Source organism: Synechocystis sp. PCC 7509 (assembly GCF_000332075.2).
GTDB lineage: Bacteria > Cyanobacteriota > Cyanobacteriia > Cyanobacteriales > Chroococcidiopsidaceae > Aliterella.
Map to the genome: position 1 here is coordinate 800187 of NZ_ALVU02000001.1, position 24519 is coordinate 824705.

General features: G+C 41.7%; 29 protein-coding genes, 1 tRNA gene, 1 pseudogene and 1 riboswitch. Of the genes and pseudogenes, 11 read left to right on the forward strand and 20 right to left on the reverse strand.

Annotated features, from left to right (window positions below):
- Positions 1–6: 6 nt before the first annotated feature.
- Both SYN7509_RS0204110 and SYN7509_RS0204115 read right to left on the reverse strand, forming a co-directional pair.
- Positions 7–525: a hypothetical protein gene (locus SYN7509_RS0204110; protein ID WP_009632756.1), complete on the reverse strand. Its 519-nt coding sequence runs from the start codon at positions 523–525 to the stop codon at positions 7–9.
- A gap of 78 nt (positions 526–603) precedes the next feature.
- Entirely contained in the window at positions 604–1248 is a 645-nt protein-coding gene (locus tag SYN7509_RS0204115; protein ID WP_009632755.1) for a class I SAM-dependent methyltransferase, read from the reverse strand.
- 133 nt (positions 1249–1381) lie between these two features.
- Here SYN7509_RS0204115 and SYN7509_RS0204120 point away from each other — a divergent pair, with 133 nt between their 5' ends.
- Entirely contained in the window at positions 1382–1846 is a 465-nt protein-coding gene (locus tag SYN7509_RS0204120) for a MarR family winged helix-turn-helix transcriptional regulator (protein WP_009632754.1), read from the forward strand.
- On the opposite strand, the gene SYN7509_RS0204125 is transcribed toward SYN7509_RS0204120, so the two are convergent.
- The 3 genes from SYN7509_RS0204125 to SYN7509_RS0204135 all read right to left on the reverse strand — a co-directional run bounded on the left by SYN7509_RS0204125 (position 1843) and on the right by SYN7509_RS0204135 (position 4379).
- Complete coding sequence (locus SYN7509_RS0204125; RefSeq protein WP_009632753.1) at positions 1843–2181, reverse strand: 4a-hydroxytetrahydrobiopterin dehydratase; 339 nt, start codon at positions 2179–2181, stop codon at positions 1843–1845. The two genes, SYN7509_RS0204120 and SYN7509_RS0204125, sit on opposite strands and share 4 nt — an antisense overlap.
- Positions 2182–2361: 180 nt before the next feature.
- Entirely contained in the window at positions 2362–3459 is a 1098-nt protein-coding gene (gene lepB / locus SYN7509_RS0204130) for a signal peptidase I (RefSeq protein WP_009632752.1), read from the reverse strand.
- 68 nt (positions 3460–3527) lie between these two features.
- Positions 3528–4379: a DUF72 domain-containing protein gene (locus SYN7509_RS0204135; RefSeq protein WP_009632751.1), complete on the reverse strand. Its 852-nt coding sequence runs from the start codon at positions 4377–4379 to the stop codon at positions 3528–3530.
- 148 nt (positions 4380–4527) lie between these two features.
- Here SYN7509_RS0204135 and SYN7509_RS0204140 point away from each other — a divergent pair, with 148 nt between their 5' ends.
- Together SYN7509_RS0204140 and SYN7509_RS0204145 are read left to right on the forward strand one after the other, a co-directional pair.
- The gene (locus SYN7509_RS0204140; protein WP_009632750.1) at positions 4528–5022 is read left to right on the forward strand and encodes an acyl-CoA thioesterase; all 495 of its coding nucleotides are present in this window, start codon (positions 4528–4530) and stop codon (positions 5020–5022) included.
- Positions 5023–5025: 3 nt separating this feature from the next.
- Complete coding sequence (locus SYN7509_RS0204145; protein WP_009632749.1) at positions 5026–5238, forward strand: hypothetical protein; 213 nt, start codon at positions 5026–5028, stop codon at positions 5236–5238.
- Here SYN7509_RS0204145 and SYN7509_RS0204150 read toward each other — a convergent pair.
- From SYN7509_RS0204150 to SYN7509_RS0204190, 8 genes are all read right to left on the reverse strand, one after another.
- Positions 5235–6320, reverse strand: a complete 1086-nt coding sequence (locus SYN7509_RS0204150) for a spore photoproduct lyase family protein (protein WP_009632748.1) — start codon at positions 6318–6320, stop codon at positions 5235–5237. The two genes, SYN7509_RS0204145 and SYN7509_RS0204150, sit on opposite strands and share 4 nt — an antisense overlap.
- Positions 6321–6404: 84 nt before the next feature.
- A complete protein-coding gene (locus SYN7509_RS0204155; protein WP_009632747.1) occupies positions 6405–6761 on the reverse strand; it encodes a hypothetical protein in 357 nt (118 codons plus the stop codon).
- A gap of 168 nt (positions 6762–6929) precedes the next feature.
- A tRNA-Arg gene (locus tag SYN7509_RS0204160) sits at positions 6930–7002 on the reverse strand.
- A gap of 46 nt (positions 7003–7048) precedes the next feature.
- Positions 7049–7624 carry a DUF924 family protein gene (locus SYN7509_RS0204165; protein ID WP_009632746.1) on the reverse strand — a complete coding sequence of 192 codons (576 nt, stop codon included), beginning with the start codon at positions 7622–7624 and terminating at the stop codon, positions 7049–7051.
- 2 nt (positions 7625–7626) lie between these two features.
- Positions 7627–8274, reverse strand: coding sequence for a hypothetical protein (locus SYN7509_RS0204170; RefSeq protein ID WP_009632745.1), 648 nt, complete (start codon positions 8272–8274; stop codon positions 7627–7629).
- A gap of 133 nt (positions 8275–8407) precedes the next feature.
- Positions 8408–8791, reverse strand: coding sequence for a DUF2393 domain-containing protein (locus SYN7509_RS0204175; RefSeq protein ID WP_009632744.1), 384 nt, complete (start codon positions 8789–8791; stop codon positions 8408–8410).
- Positions 8788–9648 (reverse strand): TIGR02587 family membrane protein, encoded by an 861-nt coding sequence (locus SYN7509_RS0204180; protein ID WP_009632743.1) that lies wholly within the window; start codon positions 9646–9648, stop codon positions 8788–8790. The genes SYN7509_RS0204175 and SYN7509_RS0204180 overlap by 4 nt, the downstream gene beginning before the upstream one ends.
- 189 nt (positions 9649–9837) lie before the next feature.
- Positions 9838–10971: a cob(I)yrinic acid a,c-diamide adenosyltransferase gene (locus SYN7509_RS0204190; RefSeq protein ID WP_009632741.1), complete on the reverse strand. Its 1134-nt coding sequence runs from the start codon at positions 10969–10971 to the stop codon at positions 9838–9840.
- 135 nt (positions 10972–11106) lie between these two features.
- On the opposite strand from SYN7509_RS0204190, the gene SYN7509_RS0204195 reads away from it, so the two are divergent.
- Positions 11107–12480 carry a hemolysin family protein gene (locus SYN7509_RS0204195; protein ID WP_009632740.1) on the forward strand — a complete coding sequence of 458 codons (1374 nt, stop codon included), beginning with the start codon at positions 11107–11109 and terminating at the stop codon, positions 12478–12480.
- A gap of 6 nt (positions 12481–12486) precedes the next feature.
- Here SYN7509_RS0204195 and queC read toward each other — a convergent pair whose 3' ends face one another.
- Together queC and SYN7509_RS25085 are read right to left on the reverse strand one after the other, a co-directional pair.
- Positions 12487–13161, reverse strand: a complete 675-nt coding sequence (gene queC, locus SYN7509_RS0204200) for a 7-cyano-7-deazaguanine synthase QueC (RefSeq protein ID WP_009632739.1) — start codon at positions 13159–13161, stop codon at positions 12487–12489.
- A 67-nt stretch (positions 13162–13228) separates the two neighbouring features.
- Positions 13229–13564, reverse strand: a pseudogene (locus SYN7509_RS25085) (IS701 family transposase); the annotation flags it as partial.
- Between the two features lie 7 nt (positions 13565–13571).
- On the opposite strand from SYN7509_RS25085, the gene SYN7509_RS29065 reads away from it, so the two are divergent.
- Complete coding sequence (locus SYN7509_RS29065; protein WP_227501531.1) at positions 13572–13949, forward strand: HIRAN domain-containing protein; 378 nt, start codon at positions 13572–13574, stop codon at positions 13947–13949.
- 7 nt (positions 13950–13956) lie between these two features.
- On the opposite strand, the gene SYN7509_RS0204215 is transcribed toward SYN7509_RS29065, so the two are convergent.
- Together SYN7509_RS0204215 and SYN7509_RS0204220 are read right to left on the reverse strand one after the other, a co-directional pair.
- On the reverse strand, positions 13957–14898 hold the full coding sequence (locus SYN7509_RS0204215) for a homogentisate phytyltransferase (protein ID WP_009632736.1): 942 nt from the start codon (positions 14896–14898) through the stop codon (positions 13957–13959).
- Positions 14885–15727 (reverse strand): methyltransferase domain-containing protein, encoded by an 843-nt coding sequence (locus SYN7509_RS0204220; protein ID WP_009632735.1) that lies wholly within the window; start codon positions 15725–15727, stop codon positions 14885–14887. Before SYN7509_RS0204220 ends, SYN7509_RS0204215 begins: the two co-directional genes overlap by 14 nt.
- 139 nt (positions 15728–15866) lie before the next feature.
- On the opposite strand from SYN7509_RS0204220, the gene SYN7509_RS0204225 reads away from it, so the two are divergent.
- The 4 genes from SYN7509_RS0204225 to SYN7509_RS0204240 all read left to right on the forward strand — a co-directional run bounded on the left by SYN7509_RS0204225 (position 15867) and on the right by SYN7509_RS0204240 (position 20021).
- Positions 15867–17201 (forward strand): TrkH family potassium uptake protein, encoded by a 1335-nt coding sequence (locus tag SYN7509_RS0204225; protein WP_009632734.1) that lies wholly within the window; start codon positions 15867–15869, stop codon positions 17199–17201.
- A 78-nt stretch (positions 17202–17279) separates the two neighbouring features.
- Positions 17280–17975 carry a potassium channel family protein gene (locus SYN7509_RS0204230; RefSeq protein WP_009632733.1) on the forward strand — a complete coding sequence of 232 codons (696 nt, stop codon included), beginning with the start codon at positions 17280–17282 and terminating at the stop codon, positions 17973–17975.
- Positions 17976–18072: 97 nt separating this feature from the next.
- Entirely contained in the window at positions 18073–19275 is a 1203-nt protein-coding gene (locus SYN7509_RS0204235) for an urease accessory protein UreH domain-containing protein (RefSeq protein ID WP_009632732.1), read from the forward strand.
- Positions 19272–20021 (forward strand): hypothetical protein, encoded by a 750-nt coding sequence (locus SYN7509_RS0204240; RefSeq protein WP_009632731.1) that lies wholly within the window; start codon positions 19272–19274, stop codon positions 20019–20021. Before SYN7509_RS0204235 ends, SYN7509_RS0204240 begins: the two co-directional genes overlap by 4 nt.
- Here SYN7509_RS0204240 and SYN7509_RS0204245 read toward each other — a convergent pair.
- Positions 20018–21154 (reverse strand): hypothetical protein, encoded by a 1137-nt coding sequence (locus SYN7509_RS0204245; protein WP_009632730.1) that lies wholly within the window; start codon positions 21152–21154, stop codon positions 20018–20020. The genes SYN7509_RS0204240 and SYN7509_RS0204245 overlap by 4 nt on opposite strands.
- 4 nt (positions 21155–21158) lie before the next feature.
- A complete protein-coding gene (locus SYN7509_RS28235) occupies positions 21159–21353 on the reverse strand; it encodes a CbtB-domain containing protein (protein ID WP_009632729.1) in 195 nt (64 codons plus the stop codon).
- A gap of 23 nt (positions 21354–21376) precedes the next feature.
- A riboswitch (cobalamin riboswitch) is annotated at positions 21377–21519 on the reverse strand.
- 68 nt (positions 21520–21587) lie between these two features.
- On the opposite strand from SYN7509_RS28235, the gene SYN7509_RS0204250 reads away from it, so the two are divergent.
- Positions 21588–21977 carry a hypothetical protein gene (locus SYN7509_RS0204250; protein ID WP_009632728.1) on the forward strand — a complete coding sequence of 130 codons (390 nt, stop codon included), beginning with the start codon at positions 21588–21590 and terminating at the stop codon, positions 21975–21977.
- A gap of 145 nt (positions 21978–22122) precedes the next feature.
- Here SYN7509_RS0204250 and SYN7509_RS0204255 read toward each other — a convergent pair whose 3' ends face one another.
- Entirely contained in the window at positions 22123–23871 is a 1749-nt protein-coding gene (locus tag SYN7509_RS0204255) for an ABC transporter ATP-binding protein (RefSeq protein WP_009632727.1), read from the reverse strand.
- Between the two features lie 164 nt (positions 23872–24035).
- Between SYN7509_RS0204255 and SYN7509_RS0204260 the strand changes: the two genes are divergently transcribed.
- Positions 24036–24515, forward strand: a complete 480-nt coding sequence (locus SYN7509_RS0204260; protein WP_009632726.1) for a flavin reductase family protein — start codon at positions 24036–24038, stop codon at positions 24513–24515.
- Positions 24516–24519: the final 4 nt, after the last annotated feature.

The following is a 24519-nucleotide window of genomic DNA, read 5'->3' on the forward strand; positions in this document are numbered from 1 at the left end:
TGTCGCCTATAGCTTTTCAAGTCCTCGGAGGTTGAATTTTGTTAGCCAAGCTTCGCGATCGCTCTCTGTAAATGTTGCATCGCGGGAGGAGATTTTTACTTGGTAGCGATCGCCAACTAACAGCGCCGTACTATTTTTCCCTTGAGTAACGGCGGGATAACCACCAATTTGCAGGCTGCTGTTTTGAAACTTGGCGCTAGGATTTGCGCCACCAGTAGTCCCTTGGGTATCGGAAATAGACAATACTGCTACGTCTTTACCGCCTTTTTTTAACTTAGCTTCAGCAAAGCCTTTTTTCTCTTGGGTATAAACTCGCTCAAAACCTGCTTGAGTACCGGGGAAAAATCTGTTAAAACTGCTTCCTTGAGTTGCATCTTTCGCAACGGCTAAACCAGTTTTTTTCTGAGTGCTTTCCTGTTGTGCTTGGTCAAAACGTGTAGGCGCTTCGGTTGCACAAGCGGTTACTAGCAGCATTACCGAAACTAGCAAAGCCGCTACAACTCTACGAGCATTACGAACTATCATTATTTGCCTCCTAAAGGCTTATTGGGCGATTATTACCGTTATTTCGACAATAGTTGTTTTTTACTACGATTGTTTAAATTAACTGCGGTATGCAATTACAGCATAGAAAGGATCGCCACCGCCTGCACCTAACCACTGGAGGAAATTAGGCGCGGTGGCTTGACGGCTAACTACTTCTGGTGAGCTAAATCCTGGTACAGACTGGAAGTAACTTTTTACTAAATTTACGCGGCTACTTTCCGAGCCTTCTCGCCAAGCTTGAATTGCTTTGTCGTAAAACATTCGGTTAGAAAAGCTAAATATTGCTACTCCCCCTGGCTTGAGAATCCGGTAGATTTCCGTAAATATGGCTTCGGGGTACTGCAAATACTGCACGGAAACACAGTTAAGCACCGCATCAAACTGATTATCGGTAAACGGTAGCTTAGGATCGGCGTTTAAATCTTGGACTACATAGCTATCTAAGCGGGGATTTTTGGCTAATTCCTCGCCATTGAGTCCGTGTCCTTCGACGCGCGCAAACTTTATTTCGTCGGGTAAATGCGACACCCAACTGCTCATCATATCCAAGATTTGCGTATCGGGTTTTAATCTTTGGCGATACAAGTCGGTGAGTTGATGAATAAAACCTTCGTCTACATGAGTCACCAGTCGCGGGTAAGAATAAAACTGGCGATCATCGGTATTGTCTAATTTTGTACGTTGATCCGGTCGCAGGGGCATTATTATGAGGTAACGATTAGCTTTACTCTTTCTAGTTTAGAAAAAATTACGAAATGTAAATTTACTACGTTGGAAAGAGTAAGATTGACAAAAAAATTCCTTTAAAATCATAAGTACCTAAATAACTTTGGAAATGCCTTCTACGCCTGTTGAGCAAACGATATGTCAGTGGCAGCAAGTTTTAGCACCCTTCAACATGGGTTATAGAATTAAACTACTGTCACAGCTTTTGAGCCGTGCTTTTTCCGACCGATTAGAACCTTTTGGCTTGACTCCTTTTCATTGGCTAGTATTGTGCTGTTTGTGGACAGAAGATGGGTTGCCAACTTCAAGTATTGGGGACAAGCTGCAACAAGTAGGAGGTACTTTAACCGGGGTACTCGATCGTATGGAAGAACGCCAATTAATTCGCCGCGAAAGAGATCCGCGCGATCGCCGCATCTGGCGAATTTGGCTCACTGATGCGGGAAAAGAGCTAGAAAGCGTTTTACCTCCGATTGCTGTAGAGTTACGAGAACAAGCTATGCAAGGGATTTCTTCAGAAGATCGGGAAAAAATGTCCGATCTTATCGATCGCGCGATCGCCAATATGTCCTAACTCGCTATTTGGTCTGTTTTTGCCGCCATAATAAAATCGTTGCGATGCAGTCCACAAATGGCATGAGTCCACCAAGTTATGGTTACTTTTCCCCATTCAGTGAGTAAAGCGGGGTGGTGTCCTTCAATTTCGGCGGCTTCTGCTACTTTGTTTGTAAAGGCGATCGCGCTCACAAAATCAGGAAACTTATAAGTACGTTCTAACCGCGATTGTCCTTCAACTTCAATTATTTGCCAATCGGGAATTTGTGGTTTAAGTTCGGCGATATCTGTATCAGTGACGCGGGGTGCATCTTTGTGACAAGCCGTACATTTTTGGTGGGTGAGATTTTCCATGTTTATTACTTTAATAGTTTTTGCTAATTATATAATTCCCAATACAAATCAAAATTTAATTTGCACTCTTTGTATTATATAGCAATCCTATTTGATTCATAAATATATAACCGTAGGGGCGCAACGCATTGCGCCCCTACAACGTTAACAATTGATTTAGGAGCGTTATAAATTAAGTAACTATAATATTCTCCTGCGCTCAAAAGGAAAAAATATTTTTACTGCTTTACCAATAATATTAGCTTTGGGTAGAAATCCCCATATATGACTATCAAAGCTATTATTACGACTGTCTCCCAATACAAAGTAAGAATTAGGCGGTACAGTTGTAGAATTAAATTGATATTCCGCAGGTTCGGAAATATAGTCTTCTTGTAAAGGTTGATTATTAATAAAAACCTTTCCCTCTTTAACTTCTACTGTCTCACCAGGTAATCCAACTAAGCGCTGGATAAAAGCCTCATTGGACTTAATCACCGGATTTTGGGCTTTGATTGTATCTGTCACTGAAAATACTACAATATCTTTTCTTTGTGGCGATTGAAAGTGATAATCCCATTTATTGATAATTAAGCGATCGTTAAGTTTTAATGTGGGTAGCATTGCATTAGAAGCAATATAACGGGACTCAGCAACATAAGCTCTAACTGCAATAAAAATAGGACTAATAATAAATAACGGAATGATAATTGACAAAGTAGAAATTATAAATATTGCTTTTTTAGACAATTCTCGCTTGATAGGAGATGAGATATAGACATGATAAACGATCGCTACAAAAACAACCAAATTTATTACTGTTATAAAAATAGCTAAAATAATAGTCTTACTTCCTGGCTGCCAAAAGAAAGAACTTATCCAAACAGTTATTATAAATATCCCTAAAAATGTTTTTTCTAAATATATATGACCCGTACCTGGTATTATTCTAGAAAAAAAGACAGCTTTCCAAGGATCTTTATTATCTTTTCTTAGTATTTCAAAATCAGTATTGTTTCTATTTACAGCACTTCTATAGGCATCAAACAAGTTGAAAATACCAAAAGCAAACCCAAAGACAATTAATAAAATACCAATTACTGTATCGCCTTTAGAACTAAATATTAGTCCAAATCCAAAAACATATAATAATAATTGACTAATAATAAAAAGCCAGCCTTTAACTATATTGCCTGTATATATTTGTCCGATTCCAGCTAAAAATGCTGATAAATTTACAGCAAGCCAAGGTTCTTTGTTATTGGAGCTTGGAGAAACAATATTATTTGAATTAACCATAATTAAAACAAAGCTTATTAAAACACTTTTACTATAAACTATGAGTAAGAAAATTTCTAAGTAAAAATTTAAAATAACTTTAATTGTGTAGGTTTGTTAGTTTTATGCCAAGGCAAGGGCGGTACAGTTACGTTATGCTGTTGTAATAATTGGTGGAAGTAACGAGCATTGTGCGGCGATCGCACTTCCATCGGACAATGAACAAAAAAGTAAATCTGCGTACCTTGACGTAAAGCGCGATCGCAAAAACTAACCCATTCTTCTAAGTAACTTTGATTAAATTGTTGCTCAGGGTGACTAATAAAGCGAATTAAACTAAAAGGTGCAGTGACGCTAAAGTTTACAGGTAAATTAGGTTTACGGCGATCGCTATGTAATTGTGCATCGTCTGGCGCATTATAAATAGGACGAGAATCGAGTAAAACTCTACCGATTCCTAGCTTTTCTAAAATAGCTGTTAGCTTGCTACTATGAGGCTCTGTAAACCAATCGGGATGACGAACTTCTAAAGCTAAAAGTGCTTTAGTATCCGCCCAAGTTTCGAGAAAAGTTGTTAAATCTGTTAGTAATTGCGGGCTATAACTAGGGGGAAGTTGAGCAAAAATTACTCCCAGGCGATCGCCTAATGTCTGCATTTGTGCTAAAAAGCTTAACGCACCAGCAATAGAAGGCTGCAATAAACCTTGATGAGTTAATTGTTTTGGTAACTTTAAGCAAAACTTAAAACTTGGCGGAGTTGCTACTATCCAACGCTTTAAAGTGTCTTGATTAGGGATAGCGTAGAAAGTTGTGTTACCTTCAACAGTTGAAAAGACTTCGCTATAAAGCCTTAAAAACTTACTACTAGGACTTTTGGGCGGATAAAGGTCTCCCACCCAACCTTTGTAAGACCAAACAGCGCAACCGATGCGAAAATTCATGCTAAGTAATCCCGTAATATTAAAAGAGCGAAAAGTTGAGGGGAGCGGGAAATCTGTGGGGAGGGTATCCTTCCACAGAGTTTCCCAAGAGAGCGGTTTCCCTCCCCTAAGCTTTTCAAGAGAGACAAATTAGGAGTTTTCTTCAACAGTGTCACAAAATCAGCCCCCCCAACTACCACCTACTGGGGAAATTCAAAAATTACCATCATTAACGTTTGAAAACTGGTTTGAGTATGCAATTAGAGCGCAACCCCATCATACAGATTATGCCGGAGTTGTTTGGCATGGCGCGTATGTAGCTTGGCTGGAAGAAGCGCGAGTAGAATGCTTGCGCTCAATTGGTGTAGACTATGCGAATTTAGTGGCGATGGGATGTGAATTGCCCGTTGTCGAGCTTTCTATTCGCTATCATCGCCCGATTCAGTTGGGAATGGCAGCGATCGTCAAAACTCGCATGATAGATATTAGCGGTGTAAGGATTAATTGGGACTATCAAATTCAATCCCCTGATTTTCAAGACTTGTATGTGTCAGCGCAAGTTGTGCTAGTGGCTATAGATCGGGAAAAAGGTAAAATTATGCGTCAATTACCCGCAGCAATGGAAGAAGCTTTAGCGCGATTAGCAGCAATGAGCGAAAAATAATTTATGTCATCTTTAGAAAAACGCTTAGAAGCCTTCCGTCAACTACCCCTACGCGCTCAATTGTCGTTGATTAATTCCACCGCCAGCAACGAAGTTTTGAGCCAAAATCAGGAGTATTTGCAGAGTTTAAACCGCATCCATCAAGAATGTCTAAACTCTGCAACTCCCAAACAAAAAGCAGCTTACGAAGTCTTTATTAAAAACGCGCCTGATTAAGTCCAGTATAAAATGCGGGCTTGAGGAAATCTCTTTTGAATCTCCCCTTCAAAAAAGCGGCGCATTACCTTCATAATATCAGCGTTATAAACGTACTTTGTGCCGCCAAACTTGTTACGCTTGACGCTGCGCTTTTCTTCGTCTAAGTCTAGCTTGGTGTTGGGATACCAACTCAACAACACTTCTTTTGAGCCTGGGGTAAAACGGTGAGAAATTAACTCAAAAGTTAGATCGCAATCAAAATCAAGCGCCGCCGAAATTTGATCAAATAACTGATTATAGTGCAACTCCCAATCTTCACCAGGCATAATTGGAGCAATTACTATTCCTACCGGATATCCACCGCCACCAAGACTGTGCGCTAATGCCAATTTTCGTAATGCCGCAAGCCGTGCTGTTACCTTCGCTGTACCGCCCTCAAACCGCCCAGAAACGGGCGCAGCGTTGACACTTACCCGGCAGCGTGTATGACCATTATGAGGCAAATCTAGTAAATTATCCACCGCATCAAACTTGGAAACCCAACGCAAATAACCATCTTCCCGCGTCCCAAAATAGCGGATAGCTTCAGCCAAACTCCCGGTTAAATGCTCAATTCCCAAGGGGTCAGTATAACAACTAACTTCAAAGCTTTTAGCTTCCCCCGGCTTCTCGTAGTTAGCTAAATTTGCGAGTATTTGCGGCAAGTTGGCAAAGACGCGAATTACTGGCGGACCTTGCAAGCTCCCGGCTAAATAACAATACTGACAGTGGGCTGGACAGCCTTCGGCGATGTGAAACTGCCAATCTGCCGAGGGAGGAATAGGACTAAGCTTGAAGGCGCTAGGGGGGGCTGTTACCACTGCTAAAGTACGTTTAGCAATGTTGTAAGTTTCGCGGGGAGTCTCGCCGCGTAAGCCTGTTAAGCGGTTGCGGGGCAACTCCTCAATAGGCAAATTAAAACTTTGCATCCGCTTGTAAAGTTGCTGTCCCCAAGGTTCATCTAGGGCTGCTGGGGTGAAGATAACGCGGTCGGGCATCCACAACTTAGATCGTGGTGTCTCAACAATGGGAGGGTTTTGGACTATAACGCCGGAGTTCATTTAATTAAAAATCTGTAGAGTGCAAATAAACTAGGACTGAGAAAAAAATAGGCGGCGCAGAATTATCATCCTGCGCCCAAAAGTTTAGTTTTCTAAAACTTCGCGGATGCGTTGCTCTAATCGTTCTAAATCTAAACCACCTTCATCCCTTGCAATCCGCCTCACAGTTTTATTGACATTATTGAGGTCTAACAATAAGTCGTGGAGGATTTCTTGTTGCTGGCGTGACTGGGTAACTTCGCGGGGTTCTTGCACTAAGTCGCGCACGATGGAATCTTCAGCGCGAGAGGCTACTACCGGGTCTTTTTGACCTTGTACCTGTACAAACGTCCTTCTACCTGGCCCTCTATCTTCTTCGATAGGAATAACGGCGGTAACTTGGTCGGAGCGGACATACTTACCAAATCCTAAATGTACCAATACCGATGACTGTATTCTCATTTAGCTATTGCTTTTATCTTTGACTTATCTCTATTATCGAACATTTAGAGATGAGCTACAATCAATACTCAACGCGGGTTTTGCTACTTTTTTGTAGGGTTTACCGCTCGGCGATTATGCTGAAAATTTTGTTTAATCAACGAACAATTGTCCGTTGATTAAATTAAACCCCGCCGGAGGGATTTGAACCCCCGTGGTACAACTTAGAAGGTTGTTGCCTAATCCACTCGGCCACGGCAGGATGCTTTATTTGCTGTCATATTATAACATAACTAGCTAACCGCTCATTAAAATGATGAGCCTGGTTGAGTCAGAAATTCTGCTTCTGCGGGTGTATTCTCCCTACCAAGAATTTTGTTGCGATGGGGAAAACGCCCAAAACGTTCAATTACCGCCTTGTGACGCAAAGCATAATCGATAGTATTTGCACTATAAGGATCGTCGGCTAACGTTGCAAATAGTTCAACGCACCGCTCTTGATCGCCAAGGTTTTCGCTATGCTCGAAGGGCAAATAAATAAACCAGCGCTGTACTGGTAGTAAAGAGCGATCGCACCCCTTTTCTACTGCATTTTTGGCGACAGACAGCGCTTGAGCGTCCGTAGCAAAGCTTTTCGGCCTTCCCCGAAACATATTGCGAGGAAACTGATCCAATAGCAAAACTAGCGCTAAGTAACCAAGGGGAGAATCTTGTAAGTAGTCTAATTCACCCCTAGCGGCTTGTTCGTAATCTAGTAAAAAGTAATCGCTTAACTCTTGGTCAAATTCTGGCTTTTTGGTAAACCAGTGCGATCGCTCTTTACCATAATCTACTGACTGAGGATTACCAAACCAAAAATCTAAAATCTCATTTACGCTTGTCATGCTTAACGCAATGCTAGGTTGGAGTTTAGGGTTATAGCTAAATCTGTATCAGGCTCAATTACTACTACATCAGCCTTTCTGTTTCGTAGTAAAGCCCCACCTAATGCACCTGCTCCCGTACCTAATAGTATCTCCTCTGTAGCGATCGCGCGATCGCCTGTCAATGCTCCTAAAGCAGCAGAGGCGGCGGCTCCAATGGCTGCACCTTTTAAAATATTGCCGACTTTAGAACGGCTATTAACGCTAGTTTGGCTAATTACTTGAGATGACGCATCAATGGACTGACGGCGATTATTTGTAATTAGTGTTCTAGCTATAAATTGCGAACCATTGGTAGCAGGTTGTAACTCTCCTTCAACGGTGCTTCCGGCGGGAATCAATATAGTACCACTGCGATTAACAATATTGCTGGCTACCGTCAAAGTTACTGCCATAGTCTCTTTAGGACTAACAACAATTTTTTCGGCTTTGTCGTAGCGCACGGGAATAGTTGTTCCCGAAGGAATTGTAATTTGGCTAGGTGTGGTACTTCTTGGCGATGTGGGGAATAGTTGAGCCGAAGCTGACTGTGTTGTAAATATTGGTGCGCTTATACCTGTTGTAATTGCTAATGCCATGAGGGCGGCAGTTCCAGATTTCCAATTAGCCATAAATACCCTTTTTTCTTTAGTAAACTGCTGTGTGCGTGTTAGTTAAGGAGACTTTTACTCCGCAAAAAAGGTTCCTATCTATTAGGATACACAAAATTAATACTTGACTATTTCTAAGATTAGTGGTATTGAGTCAAGGCTGTTCAAATCCCAAAACTCGCGCCTTTGTCTCCTCTATGCTACGCGGATCGGTTTGAAAAGTTACCCAACCCTCACGCTTAGAGTGACGGGGAAGAAAACCAATTTCTAATTGAGCGTTTTCTTGCTCTTTCCCCAAATTTTCGAGGGTTACTTCAATTTGCACGGTTTCGGCAGTGGTGTCGCCGCTATTGGTAACGGAAACAGGAATTATAAAGCGGTTTGCTTGCGGCTGGGGCTGACCTAACTCTAATTGAATATTAGCCGGGGTTTTGGCGGAGGTTGCACCGTCATACACCAAATAGCCCAAAGTACAAAGTACGATCGCCAAACTTATCGCAAAAACCAGCCATTCTAACCAATTTTTTTGTAATTTCATTGTAATAGCAGCCTCCCCGCCGAAGCGCCTAAAGTAGCCGCAAGTCCTAGTACCACTGTTTCCGACAAGCAAACGATCGCACTTGTATCGTCAAAGCGCCCGAACACCCACAAAATTGCCGCCGAAACAATTAAGGCGATCGCATAAGTAATTATTGCCCCACCAAATACAGTTTTTATGCCTCTACTTTTACTAAAGCTTTGTGACCTGCTAAAGTCACTATAAAACAAGATTAGCGAACCGAAAACCATTGATAGCATTGCCATTGCTACCAATTTTAAAGCTGTCGTTTGAGTCGCAATTATAATAATTTCTTCAGTGGGTGCAACATTTGCGGCAAATAATACCGCTCCACAAGTTGCGATCGCAACTTGTCCCATTAAGTCGCTATTTTCTGATAAAAATGGCGTTAATTTATCATCCATTCCGGTATCGCCATTATCTTCACTACCCCCTAACTGAGCAGTACCCACAGATACACCGATTGCTACAGTCATCGATTCAATAATTATTTTGCCTGCAACTTCGCTTCCTGGCATTTCGGTGGTAATTTGGCCCAATAGCCAGAGAACAACGGCAGAAATTACCATCCCTATTCCCATTTCTTCCACCGAATCAACGGCTATTTCTAAAGGTGTAAAATCGCACCTCAAACCCGCGTAACGGTTATAGCCTAGTAATAAAGTAAAAGTAGCTAAAACGTACATTAGTAGCCGCAAAGGGTGCATTGTAAAACTTGCCCACCATACTTCCATTGTGTAAAGTAGGGGCAAGCTAAACATTAGCCCCCCAGCAATTCCGCGTAAATATTCTTGAAGACTTCGCCCCATAGAGCGATCTTTTTGAGAGCGATTCATGACAAAAATTTAGGTACAATTTATACCGTTTTTTCCATCATCTACTTCTAATAGCGCGTTCTTCATCCCTCTGCTGACTTATTTACTTTTTTTAGTAAATAAATCAGTAAACATCATTAACAAACCGCCGCCAAAAATAGCGACCGCCAGGACCCCAGCAATCAAGTCCAGTGTATGCGTATCCATAGTTTAAAAATCCACACCGCGTTTAAGTTCTACCCCAGTATCAGCATAATGTTTATGACAAAATACTTCCGAATGTACTCCAGCTAAATCAAAATAAGCCGGGGGATTGTGACAGCGCCCAGTAATCACTATTTGCGTATCGCGGGGTTTACGGAGGAGAGATTGCACAATCGGTTGAGGGTCGAGCAACTCTAAGTCTACGGTAGGATTAAGCTCGTCTAAAATAATGGTCTTATACAAACCCGATGCGATCGCGGCTCTAGCAATTTCCCAACCTCTTTCAGCTTCTACATAATCAAGCTCTTTTTGCTGTCCCCGCCACACGATCGCATCTTGCCCACAACGTTGATGATCGACTAAATCAGGGTAACTTTGTCTTAAAGCAGCGATCGCCGCGTCTTCAGTGTAGCCCGTTCCACCTTTGAGCCATTGCATGATTAAAACCCGGTGGGATTTATCTTGACTTATCCCTTTACCAATAGCTTGCAGTGCTTTACCCAGAGCGCTTGTAGACTTGCCTTTACCTGCACCTGTATAGATTTCTATTCCGGTAATTCCTTGAGCGGCGGCGGTGGGATGGTAGTGGGGTTTCATTTCAGAATGCAAATCGGCAATATCTAATAATTGCGGCGGTGCAGCCCTTCCGGTGGCAATGATTTCTAACTCCTCTGGTTTGGATTTTAGAACTTTGACGACTTCCTCAACCTCCAATAAGCCCAAGTCGAGCATGGGGTTAAGTTCGTCTAAAACTACTACTGAATATAAACCACTAGCGATCGCACCTTTTGCCACATCCCAGCCGCGAATCGCTTCTTGGCGATCGAAACGGGTAATTTGTTCTTTATTAAAAAACTCGGCTCTACCGGTGCGGACTTGATCGATTAAATGGGGAAAACCTCTTTGTAGCGCTTCAATTGCGCCATCTTCATCATAGGCACGTTCTGAGCCTTTGAGGAATTGCAAGAGCAAAACGCGGGTAGCAATATTACTATTTATCCCCAAACCAATAGAGCGTAAAACTACCCCTAAAGCCGCTTGAGACTTACCTTTGCCTGCACCGTCGTAGACATGAATTTGACCTACAACTCGATGGGTTCGTAGTTGGGCTGTGCGAATACCGATACCGTTTCTTGTCATTGCTCGTTTTGGGCTTGTGTCAGCTTCCAGCCTAACCAAAAATGAGTAGGTAGATATAATGTTAGTTAAAAATTGAAAAGTGCGATCGCAGTATCTAAATACTAATTTCTGCCTTTTACCTCGTAAAACCTGCTAATGTTTGCCTTTGTTTTCAATATTTTGGCGCTGAATGGTTTTTATCCACTCACCCAGGCAGATATTTGGCTGCGATTATTGTCAGTTTTAGTATTAATTGCCATCAATGCGTTTTTCGTGGCGGCGGAATTTTCATTAGTTACCGTGAGGCGATCGCGCATTCATCAATTGGTAGAAGCTGGAGACGTGGAAGCGGTGGCGGTGCAAACTCTGCAAAAAAGTATCGATCGCCTGTTATCGACTACCCAGTTAGGAATTACGCTATCTAGCCTTGCTTTGGGATGGATTGGCGAAAGTACGATGGGAATATTGGTTGCTTCAGTAATTGGAAACTTGCCTATAGAGCGAGGAACGCGGAACTTGATCGTTCATTCCATATCTGTTCCCAGCGCGTTTATATTAGTAGCTTATTTGCAAATAGTTTTAGGCGAATTATGTCCAAAATCTGTAGCTTTGCTTTATCCAGAACAGTTAGCAAGATTTTTAGCGCCTCCCGTAAAAGCGATCGCGCGGTTATTCAATCCGTTAATTTGGGTAATTAATCATTCTACTCGTTGGCTGTTGCGCTTAGGCGGGATTAACTATACGGGCGTTGGTTGGAGAACCCCTGTATCGTCGCAAGAATTGCAGCTAATTATTGCCACCGAGCGCGAATCTACAGGATTGAAAGCAAGAGCAAGAGAATTACTAAATAATGTATTTGAGTTTGGCGATGTCACCGCTTCTGAAGTCATGATTCAACGCAATAATATTGTATCTTTACCAATTGATGGAACTTTTGAATCGCTGTTAGAAGTAGTCACTGCTACCGGACATTCTCGCTATCCTGTAATTGGCAAATCTTTAGATGATGTCTGCGGAATTGTTGAGTTTAAGGAATTAGCAACACCTTTAGTTACAGGAAAGCTGGCGCTAGAAACACCGCTAAAATCGTGGGTGCGTCCAGTTAGGTTTGTCCCCGAACATACGCCACTAAGCGAACTATTGCCCATGATGCAGCGAAGTCATTTATCTATGGTGATGATCGTAGACGAGTTTGGCGGCATTGTGGGTTTAGCAACGATTAAAGACTTGGTGGCGGAAATTATTGGAGATACGGGAGAACCCGGAAGCGCTGACGAACTGATGATTGAACGCTTGGACGACCAAACTTATTTAGTGCAAGCGCAGATGAATTTAGAAGACCTCAACGAGCTATTAAAGTTAAATTTGCCTTTGAGAAACGAGTATCAGACTTTGGGCGGTTTTTTGCTATATCAGTTACAAAAAATTCCTGCGGTGGGGACAACTTTAACTTACGAAAACCTAGATTTTACTGTGATTTCTGTAGATGGAGCGCGTTTGCATCATATAAAAATGCACCGTCAAGCGTGACAAAAGTTATTGATAGACAATTGGATCGATTAATCTCAATTCAGCAAAAGCTTCTAGTCTTAGCTTGCAAGAATCGCACGCGCCGCAAGCTTTTTCGTTTCCGGCATAACAAGACCAGGTTTTTTCCCAAGGTACGCCCAGTTTGTTACCTAATTGGATAATTTCAGTCTTTTTCATATCAATTAGCGGTGCAACTATTTTGATTGCTTCCCCTTCTCTGCCTTGCTTTGTCCCCAATCTAAAAACTTCCTGCATTGCTTGAATATAATCGGGACGACAATCGGGATAGCCGGAGTAATCTAAGGCATTGACACCTATGCAGACGCGCTCTGCGCCGATGGTTTCGGCGTAAGCTAGGGCAAAACTCAAAAATATCGTATTACGGGCGGGGACGTAGGTTACAGGGATATTTTCGCCCATTTGGGCAAGACTTCGCTCTACGGGTAAATCTATCTTGTCATCGGTAAGCGCCGAACCACCCCATGATCGCAAATCAAAGCTAATTACTTTACTATCAACTACACCTGCGGCTTCACAAAGCGCGATCGCACTTTTTAATTCTCGTACTTGTCTTTGGTTGTAATCAAAAGATAGCGCGTAACATTCATACCCGGAGGATTTGGCGCTGTAAAGTACCGTTGCTGAATCCAACCCACCAGACAATAAAACAACTACCTTCACGTTAGCAACACCTTTTGCATATAGCTTTTGTCAGTTTCCGGGATTCAAGAGTAATAAATAAGTGAGATTATCCAGAATTATAACAGGGTTTAAATTGATTCATTGCCGCAATTAAATGATTGAATCCTAGCAATAAATGTGAAGAAGGCAAAATATCTAACCAGGGGAGAATTAACCAGAACAGTAAAAGTGGTTGGACAATGAGACGCAGATTATTTAAAGTACTTTTCCATCCGTATTCATGGTTCCATTGCTTAGGATTAGAAAAATCTATTAAGCTATCCTCTTTTACCTCTAGTTGAATTTGATCAGCTTTGTTTATGCCTAGAAATGTTGATGAATTTAAACTAATCATTGTGTAAACAGAAAAAATGATTTCCCACCATCTCTGAATATCCGGAAACTATCATATCCACTTTTTTGCGCACGGGCTACGACACTTACCAAAATGTTCTATTGAGCAAATTAGCAGCTTTAACCCAGAAGATAAGTTATGGTTAGCTCATGAATTTCAAAATCCCTACGATTCTCAAGCTTTGACTCTAAATACCGATGACCATTACATAGTAGGTTATTGTCCGCGTTACTTGAATAACGAAGTATTTGAGCTTCTTTCTACAAATCCTAACCTTGTAAATGTGCGTGTAGAAAGTGTAAATCAATCTCCAGCACCTTTACAATTTCGCTTGTTGTGTAATTTGATAGCCCAATGGAGCGATAAATTACGCCCCTTTTCTAAAAAAGAGTTTCAACCTATTGTCGATGAGGCTGCAAGCGTTGTTAAATAAGTTACTCTCAACCTAAAAGACAAGCTGCTGGAAAAATGAGGTATTCCAGAAAAAATAATTTCCAGATAAATTGATAAAAAGAGGCGATCGCAATCTTATCGAGCAAATCTACCTGAAAACTGCGCCACCAAAGCAAAACTAATAAGCCTAAATGAGTGCTAATTAGAAATATAGAATTAATGCTAGGTAGCCAAAAAACCGCCGCGACGAGCATTCCTACATAGCATATAGTTATTATCCAACGAGCTAGATTAAATACTCGCTCTTGACCTAAAGCAATTGTAAAAGTAGAAATTTGGTATTGACGATCGCCTTCTAAATCGGGAATATCTTTAAATATAGCGATCGCAACTGTAAACACAATTACAAATATAGTTAAAGCCCACACCGTCGCCGGGATAGTGAAACTGCTAGTAAAATGCAGATATAGCCCTAAATTGACTACCGCTCCCCGCACTGTAAAAATGCACAAAGCCGCCCAAAAAGGAAACCGTTTTAATCGAATAGGTGGTAAAGAATAAGCCGTACCAATAATTAAACTAATCGCCACCATCCCTAGTAAGTAAGGGGATTGCAGCCCCGCTAATAGCAACGACAGTATCCCAGTTACTATTACGATTAACTTGCCCGTAGCTAGGGAAAACTCGCCACTAGCTAAAGGTAAATCAGGCTTATTAATTTTGTCGATAGCCACATCTTCCAACTGATTCAAGCCAACAATGTAGATATTGCCACACAAACAAGCCAGCCAAGTCGCCAAAATAGACAGCACGGAAGTAGTGTTTAAGCTTTGAGAAAGAGCGAAGCTCTGCGAGCGCGCTAGCGCTATCGCATATACGCCCCAGACACTCAAACTCGTACCAATAATTGTATGAGGGCGCGAAAATTGCCAAAAAGCCGCCAGCTTGTTACTTTGTAGGCTGCGGTTTGTATCCTTATTTAGTACCACACAATAACCCAAACTTAATCAATCCGCGATCGTAACCCCGACTCATTAAACCCAAAGATAGCGCCGCCTGAATTGTTCCCCAACCAGAGCGAATTAAGCCGACAAGCGCCTCAAAATTGAACGCTGAATCAATTACCACATCCCAAAAAGGCGCTACTGCTTTTGACCAATCGGCGGTGTGGATGTTTTGTAATGATAGATTTTGAGCGATTTTCTCATACTCCGGTAAAGAGATCACGTAAGGCAAACAATAAACCCGATAAATATCTGCTAAATGCTGCTTTTCGTCGGTAGTTAATGCTTCATTTTCTGTAGAACGATGACACCAAGTCACCATAATAAACTTACCCCCAGGCTTTAGCACCCGATAACACTCTTGCATAAACTTAGTTTTGTCTGGCATATGTTCGCCACTTTCCAGCGACCACACTAAGTCAAAAGAATTGTCAGCAAAGGGCATATTTTGGGCATCGGCGACTTGGAAACTAGCTTCGGCGGCTAAATCCGCTTCTGTTGCTCGTTCTGCGGCTCTAGAAGCTTGCACGGGGCTAAGAGTAATTCCCGTTACTTTAGCATTGAATTTTTGCGCCAAATATAGAGAACTGCCACCAATCCCGCAACCAACATCGAGAATATTCTCAGCTTGCTGTACGCCTGACCATTGTAGTAATTCTTCAATTAAATCTATCTGCGCTTGGCGGCGTTCTTTTTTGATTTTGCCATCTGCGCCATAATAGCCATGGTGCATATGTTCGCCCCATATCTGTTCCCACAGACTTGAAGAAGCATCATAAAATTGCTGGATTTGCTGTTGTAGTGCCGTACTCATGTTTCTAGCGTCGAAGTAGACCGGAATTAGCGTAGCAGAAGATGCGATTGCTTGACACGACTCTTAAGTTTTAATTGAGGCGTTTTATGAGCAAAATTAATCTTAGTTGTTTGAACTTGTTTGAGTTGGGGCTGAAGATGTGACGGTTTCGCGGACAATTTGCCTGGGATTTTTGGCGGTAATTACTGTTGGCACTATTTTACTGATGATGCCTTTTTCTTTGGCGGCGGGGACTTGGGGCAACTTAATTGTGGCGTTATTTACTTCTACTTCTGCCGTTTGCGTTACAGGTTTATCGGTAGTTGACATTGGTACTTACTTCTCTTTTTGGGGGCAATTTTTTGTAGCGGCGCTGGTGCAGATTGGCGGCTTAGGTTATATGACTGCAACTACCTTCCTTTTGCTGCTGCTGGGGGCTAAATTTGGCTTGCGCGACAAAGTTGCCATTCAACAGGCTTTAGACCGGACGGGAATGCACGATAGCGCCCAATTAATTCGCTCGATTATTGCGGTTACTTTAATTTTTGAAATTAGTGGAGTATTTTTACTAATACCTGTTTTTACGCCCAAATATCCATTAAATGAAGCTTTATGGTACGCAATTTTTCATAGTGTAAACTCCTGGAATAACGCGGGTTTTAGTCTATTTAAAGATAATTTTATCGGCTACCAAACTTCGGTACTTTTAAACCTGGTAGTTACGGGGTTAATTGTTTTTGGTGGGATTGGTTATGGTGTAATTTTGGAGCTATTTATTTGGTTGCGCGATCGCCTACAGCGCAAACCGGAACGCATGATATTTTCTCTCAACTTCAAAGTTGCCGTTAGCACTACTATAGCTCTATTGATTTTGGGGACAACTGCTTTCTTTTTTATCGAAGTAAAAAACCCAGCAACTTTTGGCTCTTTAAGCTTACCCAATCAAATACTTGCCGCTTGGTTTCAATCGGTAACGCCAAGAACGGCAGGATTTAATACTATTGATATTGGTAAAATGACAACGGCGGGTTTATTTCTTACTATTGCTTTAATGTTTGTTGGTGCAAGTCCTGGCGGTACAGGTGGCGGTATAAAAACCACTACTTTTAGAGTGCTAACAAGCTGTACAAAAGCAATTTTGCAAGGGAAAGAAGAAGTATTTTTGTATGAAAGAACTGTAGATATTTCTTTGATTTTAAAAGCAGTGGGTGTAGCTGTTGGCTCTTTTGCTACAGTCATTTTGGCAACTATTTTAATTGCTCTAACCGATCCAACAGTAAGCTTTATTCAAATTTTATTTGAGGTAGTTTCAGCTTTTGCTACTGTAGGACTTTCTACAGGCATTACGGCTAGTGTAACCGCCGCCGCCAAACTAATTTTAATTATGACTATGTATATAGGTAGAGTGGGAATTTTGCTACTAATGGCTGCATTGCTTGGAGATCCTAAACCTAGCTCAATTCGCTACCCTGAAGAAACTTTAATTGTCGGGTAAAATCGCCATACAAAATTATGCAACAATAGTAATAAAATTTAGTTTAAATAAAGTTAATTAACCAAGGTAACAAAAAGAGTGAACCTATCATCTTTAGGGTTTTTACGCAGTTTACGCAAAGATAATCGTCAGTTTGCTGTTATTGGTTTGGGGCGTTTTGGGAGAGCAGTTTGTACAACATTTCATAAGTTGGGTTATGAAGTGCTGGGGACAGATATTAGTGAAAAATTTGTGTCTCAAGTGCTAACAGATCAAATCGTTTCTCATGCAATTCAGCTAGATTCTACTCAACCTGCGGCATTAAAAGAAGCAGGAATTTTTGAGTTTGACACGGTAATTATTGCGATCGGTAACTATATTCAAGAAAGTATTGTCACAACGCTAAATGTCAAAGAAGCTGGCGTACCTCATGTTGTTGCCAAAGCATCATCGGAAGTACACGGAAAATTGTTGCAAAAAGTGGGAGCAGATCATGTAATTTATCCCGAATTTGAGGCGGGTTGTGCTTTGGCGCGGAGTCTTACTAAGCCACATATTTTAGATCGTTTTGACCTTGACCCTGACAACAGTATCGTTGAATTGATTGTCCCGGATGTATTTCATGGTAAAACCATTACTGAGCTTCAACTTCGCACTCGCTACGGTTTAAACCTAATAGCTGTAAGTCACGACGGCAAGTTTGAAGTTAATCCCGATCCTAAAAAAAGCTTACAGCAAGGCTCGGCGATGGTGGTAATTGGCTGCAATAAAGACATTGATCGCTTACCAATGTGATAAATTTTTCTGTATACGGGTAGAGACTTCGGCAAAGTTTTAGAATAAAAATAGGAAAGCTAGTCCGATTAGGCATACATTGAGAAAAAAAAGCACCATGCTGGATTTGTTACTGATTCTAGCGGTAGGTTTTTTTGGTAGCTTTGGGCATTGTGTGGGAATGTGCGGGCCATTGACGGCGGCGTTTTCTTTATCGCAAAAACAAGATACACCGCCAAAAATGCGATCGCTTTTTAGGTTTCATATTTTGCTCAATGCTGGCAGACTAATAAGTTATGCCTTAGTTGGCGCGGGTATTGGCGCTATAGGTTCGGTGATTTTGGCAAGCGGACAATTAGCTGGAAGCGGTAGCACTTTGCGTCAAACTATTGCTGTTACTACCGGAGTTTTGCTAATTTGGTTTGGCATTATTCAAATTAACCCCAAGTTTTTACCACCCATTCCCTTGTTACACCCTCTAACTCAAGGAAACTGGCATCAGCGCCTAAGTAAAGCAATGGTACAGCTTTCTATGGGTAGCCAATGGTGGACACCAGCTATTTTAGGATTCGTTTGGGGTTTAATGCCTTGTGGTTTTTTGTACGCCGCGCAAATTAAAGCCGCCGAAACTGGCAGTATTTGGCAAGGTGCGGCAACAATGGCGGCTTTTGGCTTGGGAACTTTACCAACGATGTTAGGGGTAGGCATTTCTACTTCGTTAGTTAGCAAAGATCGGCGCGGTCAATTATTTAGGTTAGCGGGTTGGGTAACTATTACTGTTGGCGTATTAACTCTCCTACGGGCAATGGGAGAGGAAATGATGGTTTATTTTACAGGTCATGGGGCGCTACTGTGTTTGATGTTAGCGCTTGTCAGTCGTCCGATTAGCCGCTTTTGGGCGCAACCATTGAAGTATCGCCGCGCTTTGGGGGTTGGTGCTTTTGTTCTAGCGATCGCTCACATTACTAATACTATGCAGCATAACTATGGTTGGAATTTAAACGCGATCGCCTTTTTGCTGCCAAATCATCAAATTGCGATCGTTTTGGGGTTAATTGCGGTTCTATTGCTGGTTCCCGCAGTTTTTACTAGCAGAGATAAAATACAGAAAAGTTTAGGCACGTATTGGCGACAAATTCATTTACTAAGTATTCCCGCTTTGCTCCTTGCTGTAATTCATGCCGTACTTATTGGTACTCACTATTTAGGCGGAATTAATGATACGTGGATAAATCAGCTAATGGTAGTTAGTTTGGGGTTGATAACTTTGGGCGTATTGATATTACGTTGGCAAAATCCACTTAAAACGCGCGGTTTATGAAAAGCTTTGGTTTGTTTCAAGAGTTTGTAGCTCGGAGATCCCCCCCAACCCCCCTTAAAAAAGGGGGAGAAGATGGAAAGGTCACTATTAAAGCAGGGTGTTTAGAGCAATTTCAAGTTGTTACAACTTTTCTAGCATCTTTTGATAAAACAATGAGTTTTGGCGGGTTACTGCTAATTGAAACTTTAGTTACTACTCCCGCCAATGCTCACAAAATAGAAATTCACAAAGATGTCGGTGCAACTATCCATATTGAGCCAAATGATTCTCCCCGCGCAGGTGAAACGGCTTTAACTTGGTTTGCGCTTACTCAAAAAGGAGGGAAAATTATCTCTCTAAATGAATGCAATTGTAAGTTGTCGGTTTACTCTCAATCTCGCAAAGAAGATACTTTACAACAGCCACCACTCAAACCTGTATCCCAAGAGCGCTATAGAGGCATTCCCGGCGCAGAAATTACCTTTCCGGCGGCGGGAGCTTATCAACTACAATTGCAAGGAAGCCCCAAAAACGGGGGGACATTTTCACCCTTTGAACTAAAATTTGATATTAATGTTGCACCGGGAATTGCTGCACCAAAAAGCAGAGATATTAAGGTGTCACCGGGAGTTGTCGTCCAAAAAAATACCGATCTCATTATCAGCCAAACAACTCCGCCTTGGTTGACTCCAGCCATTGTTATCGGGACAATTTTAACAATTGCGATCGCTCTATTAGTTTGGCGCAAATTGCAACGCCACGATTAGCTGTTTACTTTGGCGCGAGTTGTTAAGGCGATCGCTAATCCAACTATTACTGTACCTATCAAATAACTAAAACTAATTAATCTAGTTAATAACGGTGTTGCAACGGGGGCTACTTCTATTTCTTCGGTAGCAACAACGGGTTTAAACTGACTGTTGGCATTGGGGATAACTTCTACTTCTAGCTGATGCGGTGCGCCATCAAAAAATTGTTGTTGCCATTTTAACTTGCCTGTACTATCGGGAATACCTTGATAAACAAAAGCTATCCAGTTATTTTCTAGTTGAGTAGTTTTGAGCTTAAAAGTTACATCTGTTACAGGCTGATTGGTTTTTGGATCGATCGCGCTAACTTGTAAATTAGCTAATTTCCCTACGGTGGCGTACTTGTCGCCGCTTATTTGGATTTTTAGCTCAGAATCATTAATAGCGTCGGTTTCTAAGGGCGCTGGGTGGGAATGGTGGTGAGATTTGGATACTTCGGCGCTGACATTCACGACAACTAAACAAGCGATCGCTACTAACACCGCCCCACTTAACAATAATCGCACTTTCGCCGGGGCAATTTCTCCCCTTTGCGGTAAAGCTTGTTTGCCCATCACCCAACCGCCACCAATTCCCACCGCTAACAAAACTACAAGTAAAATCGCGTAATTGCGATACTTAACCGGATTTTCTGGCACATCTAAAGTTAAAGTTTGCTCAATGGGGCTAAATTGATTGGCAATCGGCGTAACATTTACCAATAACTTGTATTTGCCCCGAATTGGTAACATTTGCTGAAATTGTACTTTACCTTGTGGGGCGATCGCATTTAATTCTAGTAATTTAGTACCTTCCACAACGGGAAAATCGGTAGCTAAAAACGGATTGCTTGGCGGTGTAAATATTTCAATCTTAAATAAACTATTTGCCAACAATTCCCCGGCGGGATTTCGCGCAGTTAAGGTTAATAATGTCGGCGTTTGGGGCGTTGTAGCTTCGGCTTCAAAGGGGTAAAACTCTCCAACTTGTGGACTTGTAGTTAGCTCAATCCTAGGGATTGGTGTTTGAGATAAGCTAACAATTGCCACCAAAAACAGGCTCATCAAGCCTGTAACGGTGATGATGAGCGCCGAGCGCTGAAATTTTGACATTTCTTTAATGACAGCTAATTGTCAAGGTGTGGTGGCGCAAGGAGTGCATCGAATCGTGGGCGGGGGGATAGGTAGAAAAATATACCGTCCACACACTTAAAGCGCATAGGGAAGTATAAAGGGTTAATTGTACGGGTAACGATAAAGTCCAATCAATTGCCCGATTTTGAACGAAACTAAGACTATTTGTAGCTCTCACAACCAGTGTTCCTCGCACATTAATGTAAGTTATTTGCGATCGCAGGCATTCTGACTTAAAGACTTTAGATAGTCTCATCACAGTTGCGGAACAGCGTCGGAATTGCACCGAACTTTCCCTTCACCTCTAGTGATTTTCACCAAAAGCGATCGAATAATTATCTTATCACTAAGCGCGATCTCTAAAACTAAAGGTAGAATGTAATGCTAATTAGTCTTGAGGATAAGTAACAATATGTGTACAACTTGTTTACTATTTTCCGCTTTAATGCTGTTCACTCCCGCAGAAAATGCAGCGCCAGTTAATGGGGTTTCCGTAGCCCAAGAAACTCAAGTAGCCATTACACAAATGGTTAAACAATTGCCCAAGTCTTCAGACACAACATTATTACGCAGTGGATTATTAGAATTACATTCGCAACTAGCAACGACAAAAAACGACGCACAAGCCCAACAGATTATTGATAGCGAACTAAATGTTTTATCGCAGCAGATAAACAATTCTTCTAGCGGCGAAGAAGTAACAGAGTTACTAGAAGATATGCTGATAGAAGACGAACCAGAACCGCTCGTAAAAAGTTTAAACAAATCTACTTCTAAACCAACTTGGGGATGGCTGCGTTAACTAAATTGTCTTTCTTATCCATCCCTTCTCAACTCCCATAAAAAGATAGACTCTAATATTTTCCTGCCCTTTTTAAGGGGGGTTAGGGGAAATCTCCGAATATTCCCTAAAACCCATCCCCAAGAAGGCGCAATGCTTTGCGCCCCTACTTCAATATTTCTTCTAATTGGTGCTGATTCCAAAGAGTTTGATATAAACCTGGTTTTTGTACCAATTCCCCATGATTACCAGCTTGGACAATTTGCCCTTTATCCATCACTAAGATTCTATCGGCGGTAGCGGTGGCGGATAGTTGATGAGAAATAAATACCACAGTTTTGCGTTTAGTTCCTTGGGAAAGATTGTTTAAGATATCTGTAGCAGTTTGATTATCCACACTAGAGAGGGCATCATCTAGTATTAGTACGGGCGCATCTACGAGCATTGCTCTAGCTAAAGCGGTACGCTGCCTTTGTCCGCCAGAGAGAGTAATTCCGCGTTCTCCCACGATAGTTTTGTATTCTTGGGGAAAAGTGCGAATTTCTCCGTCTATTTGGGCAACTTTGGCACTATATTCAACTTCTGCTTGGTCGCTTACCGGATCGCCGTAGCGGATGTTATTTTTAATTGTGGTGCTAAAAAGAAAGCTATCTTGAGGAACATAAGCGATCGCACTACGCAAGGAATCTAAGTCAAGTTGGGTAATATCTACCCCATCTAAAAATAATTGTCCCGGTTCAATATCTAATAAACGCGGTATTGCATTAGCTAGAGTTGATTTGCCCGAACCAATAGCACCAACAATAGCTACAGTTTCGCCCGGAGAAATCGTTAAATTGACATTATCTAAAGCTGGAGTTTTAGCGCCAGGATAAGTAAAGCTAAGATTAACTGCTTTGAGTTCGCCTTTTACTTGCTCTTTGGGTAAATGGATAACTTGTTCGCAGTTTTGAATTTTGGGCGTGACAGTTAAAATAGATTCAATGCGATCGATACTAACTTCCCCTCGTTGGTAAGCCGTAATTGTAAAGCCTAAAAGGGCTGTAGGAAATACCAAACGCTCTACATAAATTAAGAGTTCGAGAAAATCACCAATCGTAATTTGTCCAGAAATAATTTGACTAGATCCTAGCCACAACAAGATTAGCAAACTTACATACGCAAGTCCGCCCACAAGCGGAAACAAAGTATTGCGGGTTTTGGCTAGTTTTAAGTTAGCAGCTAAAAGCCTTTGGTTATTTTGACTAAAAGCCCGACGCTCATTTTCTTCTTGAGCGTAGATTTTAATTAAAGCCATCCCGCTCATATCTTCTTGAATCAACTCGCTGACAAGAGAAAGCTCCTCTTGTACCTCTAGTTGTTCGTTGCGGAGGCGATCGCTAAATAACTGTACAGTAATTAGCATAAAGGGATAAATAGCGATCGTTGCTAAAGTCAGATTGACGCTAATAGCTAACATGGCTGGGAGAGTAAGAGCGTAAGCAAATACAGTATTTGCCAAACTCAGCACCGCAAACCCCAACAAGCGGCGGATATTTTCGACATCGCTAGTAGCGCGGTTAATCAAGTCACCCGCCGTATTAATGGCAAAATAAGCAGGTTCAAGCCTTAGCAAGTGTTGAAAAATCTTTTGTTTCAGGTCAAATTCTACCTGTCTCCCAACGCCAAATAAAGCGATACGGGAAACCATACGGATTACCCACATGACCGAACTAAGCACAATAATTAGAATAACGTAACGTACAACTTGGTCGAAACTGAACGCCGATTGAAATTTATCGACAATTTCGCCAATTAATTTTGGAATATAGACACCAATCGCATTAACAACCAGTAAAGCAACAATACCGACAGTAGTTGCTTGCCAATGGGGGCGGAGGTAAGAACCGAGTTTAGCAAGTCGAGATTTCGCCATTAGAGCAATTGAGCAACTAAATTACGATTTTAACAACCGAGCGATCGCAATAGTTACGCTCAAAAGGTAGGTAATAGCTGTAGAACTAAACTTATACGCCCGTATTGTTGCTTCCACTAAAAACCTATAGCATCAATAAAGATGAACCAATAGGAGAAAAACCCTTGCTAGACGAACAAGCTAAAAAAACCATGCTGCGGAAGATTCCTCATGGGCTGTATATCTGCGGTGTCAAGGACGGGGAAGAAGTCAACGGCTTTACTGTTAGTTGGTTGATGCAAGCTTCTTTTAAGCCGCCTTTAATCGTCAATTGTGTAAAACAAGATTCCAAATCTCACGCCATGATTAAAAATAGTAGGGTATTTGCTATTAGCTTCTTGGATGCGGAACAAAAAGACATTGCTCAGAAATTTTTTCAACCCCAGCGCCGAGTTGAAAATAAATTTGATGATGTAGAGTTTTATTTGGGAGAAACAGGCTGCCCAATTATTTCTGACTCTTTAGGCTACGTTGAGTGTCAAGTTGTCGGTGCAGTAGAACAAGGCGATCATACAGTTTATGTTGGGGAAGTGATCGCCGCTGGGATTCATCGCGAAGGCGAATCTTTGAGATTAGAGACTACAGGCTGGCAATACGGCGGTTAATTAA

Excerpts from the sequence above, each read along its gene's own strand:
- SYN7509_RS0204190 (WP_009632741.1), bottom strand. The coding sequence starts at position 10,971 with ATGACAAGAAACGGTATCGGTATTCGCACAGCCCAACTACGAACCCAT.
- SYN7509_RS0204195 (WP_009632740.1), top strand. The coding sequence starts at position 11,107 with ATGTTTGCCTTTGTTTTCAATATTTTGGCGCTGAATGGTTTTTATCCA.
- SYN7509_RS0204245 (WP_009632730.1), bottom strand. The coding sequence starts at position 21,154 with ATGTCAAAATTTCAGCGCTCGGCGCTCATCATCACCGTTACAGGCTTG.
- SYN7509_RS0204155 (WP_009632747.1), bottom strand. The coding sequence starts at position 6,761 with ATGAGAATACAGTCATCGGTATTGGTACATTTAGGATTTGGTAAGTAT.
- SYN7509_RS0204115 (WP_009632755.1), bottom strand. The coding sequence starts at position 1,248 with ATGCCCCTGCGACCGGATCAACGTACAAAATTAGACAATACCGATGAT.
- SYN7509_RS0204135 (WP_009632751.1), bottom strand. The coding sequence starts at position 4,379 with ATGAATTTTCGCATCGGTTGCGCTGTTTGGTCTTACAAAGGTTGGGTG.
- SYN7509_RS0204150 (WP_009632748.1), bottom strand. The coding sequence starts at position 6,320 with ATGAACTCCGGCGTTATAGTCCAAAACCCTCCCATTGTTGAGACACCA.
- SYN7509_RS0204220 (WP_009632735.1), bottom strand. The coding sequence starts at position 15,727 with ATGAGTACGGCACTACAACAGCAAATCCAGCAATTTTATGATGCTTCT.
- SYN7509_RS0204170 (WP_009632745.1), bottom strand. The coding sequence starts at position 8,274 with ATGGCTAATTGGAAATCTGGAACTGCCGCCCTCATGGCATTAGCAATT.
- SYN7509_RS0204255 (WP_009632727.1), bottom strand. The coding sequence starts at position 23,871 with ATGGCGAAATCTCGACTTGCTAAACTCGGTTCTTACCTCCGCCCCCAT.
- SYN7509_RS0204120 (WP_009632754.1), top strand. The coding sequence starts at position 1,382 with ATGCCTTCTACGCCTGTTGAGCAAACGATATGTCAGTGGCAGCAAGTT.
- SYN7509_RS0204145 (WP_009632749.1), top strand. The coding sequence starts at position 5,026 with ATGTCATCTTTAGAAAAACGCTTAGAAGCCTTCCGTCAACTACCCCTA.
- SYN7509_RS0204125 (WP_009632753.1), bottom strand. The coding sequence starts at position 2,181 with ATGGAAAATCTCACCCACCAAAAATGTACGGCTTGTCACAAAGATGCA.
- SYN7509_RS0204180 (WP_009632743.1), bottom strand. The coding sequence starts at position 9,648 with ATGAATCGCTCTCAAAAAGATCGCTCTATGGGGCGAAGTCTTCAAGAA.
- SYN7509_RS0204175 (WP_009632744.1), bottom strand. The coding sequence starts at position 8,791 with ATGAAATTACAAAAAAATTGGTTAGAATGGCTGGTTTTTGCGATAAGT.
- SYN7509_RS0204165 (WP_009632746.1), bottom strand. The coding sequence starts at position 7,624 with ATGACAAGCGTAAATGAGATTTTAGATTTTTGGTTTGGTAATCCTCAG.
- SYN7509_RS0204250 (WP_009632728.1), top strand. The coding sequence starts at position 21,588 with ATGTGTACAACTTGTTTACTATTTTCCGCTTTAATGCTGTTCACTCCC.
- SYN7509_RS0204240 (WP_009632731.1), top strand. The coding sequence starts at position 19,272 with ATGAAAAGCTTTGGTTTGTTTCAAGAGTTTGTAGCTCGGAGATCCCCC.
- lepB (WP_009632752.1), bottom strand. The coding sequence starts at position 3,459 with ATGGTTAATTCAAATAATATTGTTTCTCCAAGCTCCAATAACAAAGAA.
- SYN7509_RS0204235 (WP_009632732.1), top strand. The coding sequence starts at position 18,073 with ATGCTGGATTTGTTACTGATTCTAGCGGTAGGTTTTTTTGGTAGCTTT.
- SYN7509_RS0204110 (WP_009632756.1), bottom strand. The coding sequence starts at position 525 with ATGATAGTTCGTAATGCTCGTAGAGTTGTAGCGGCTTTGCTAGTTTCG.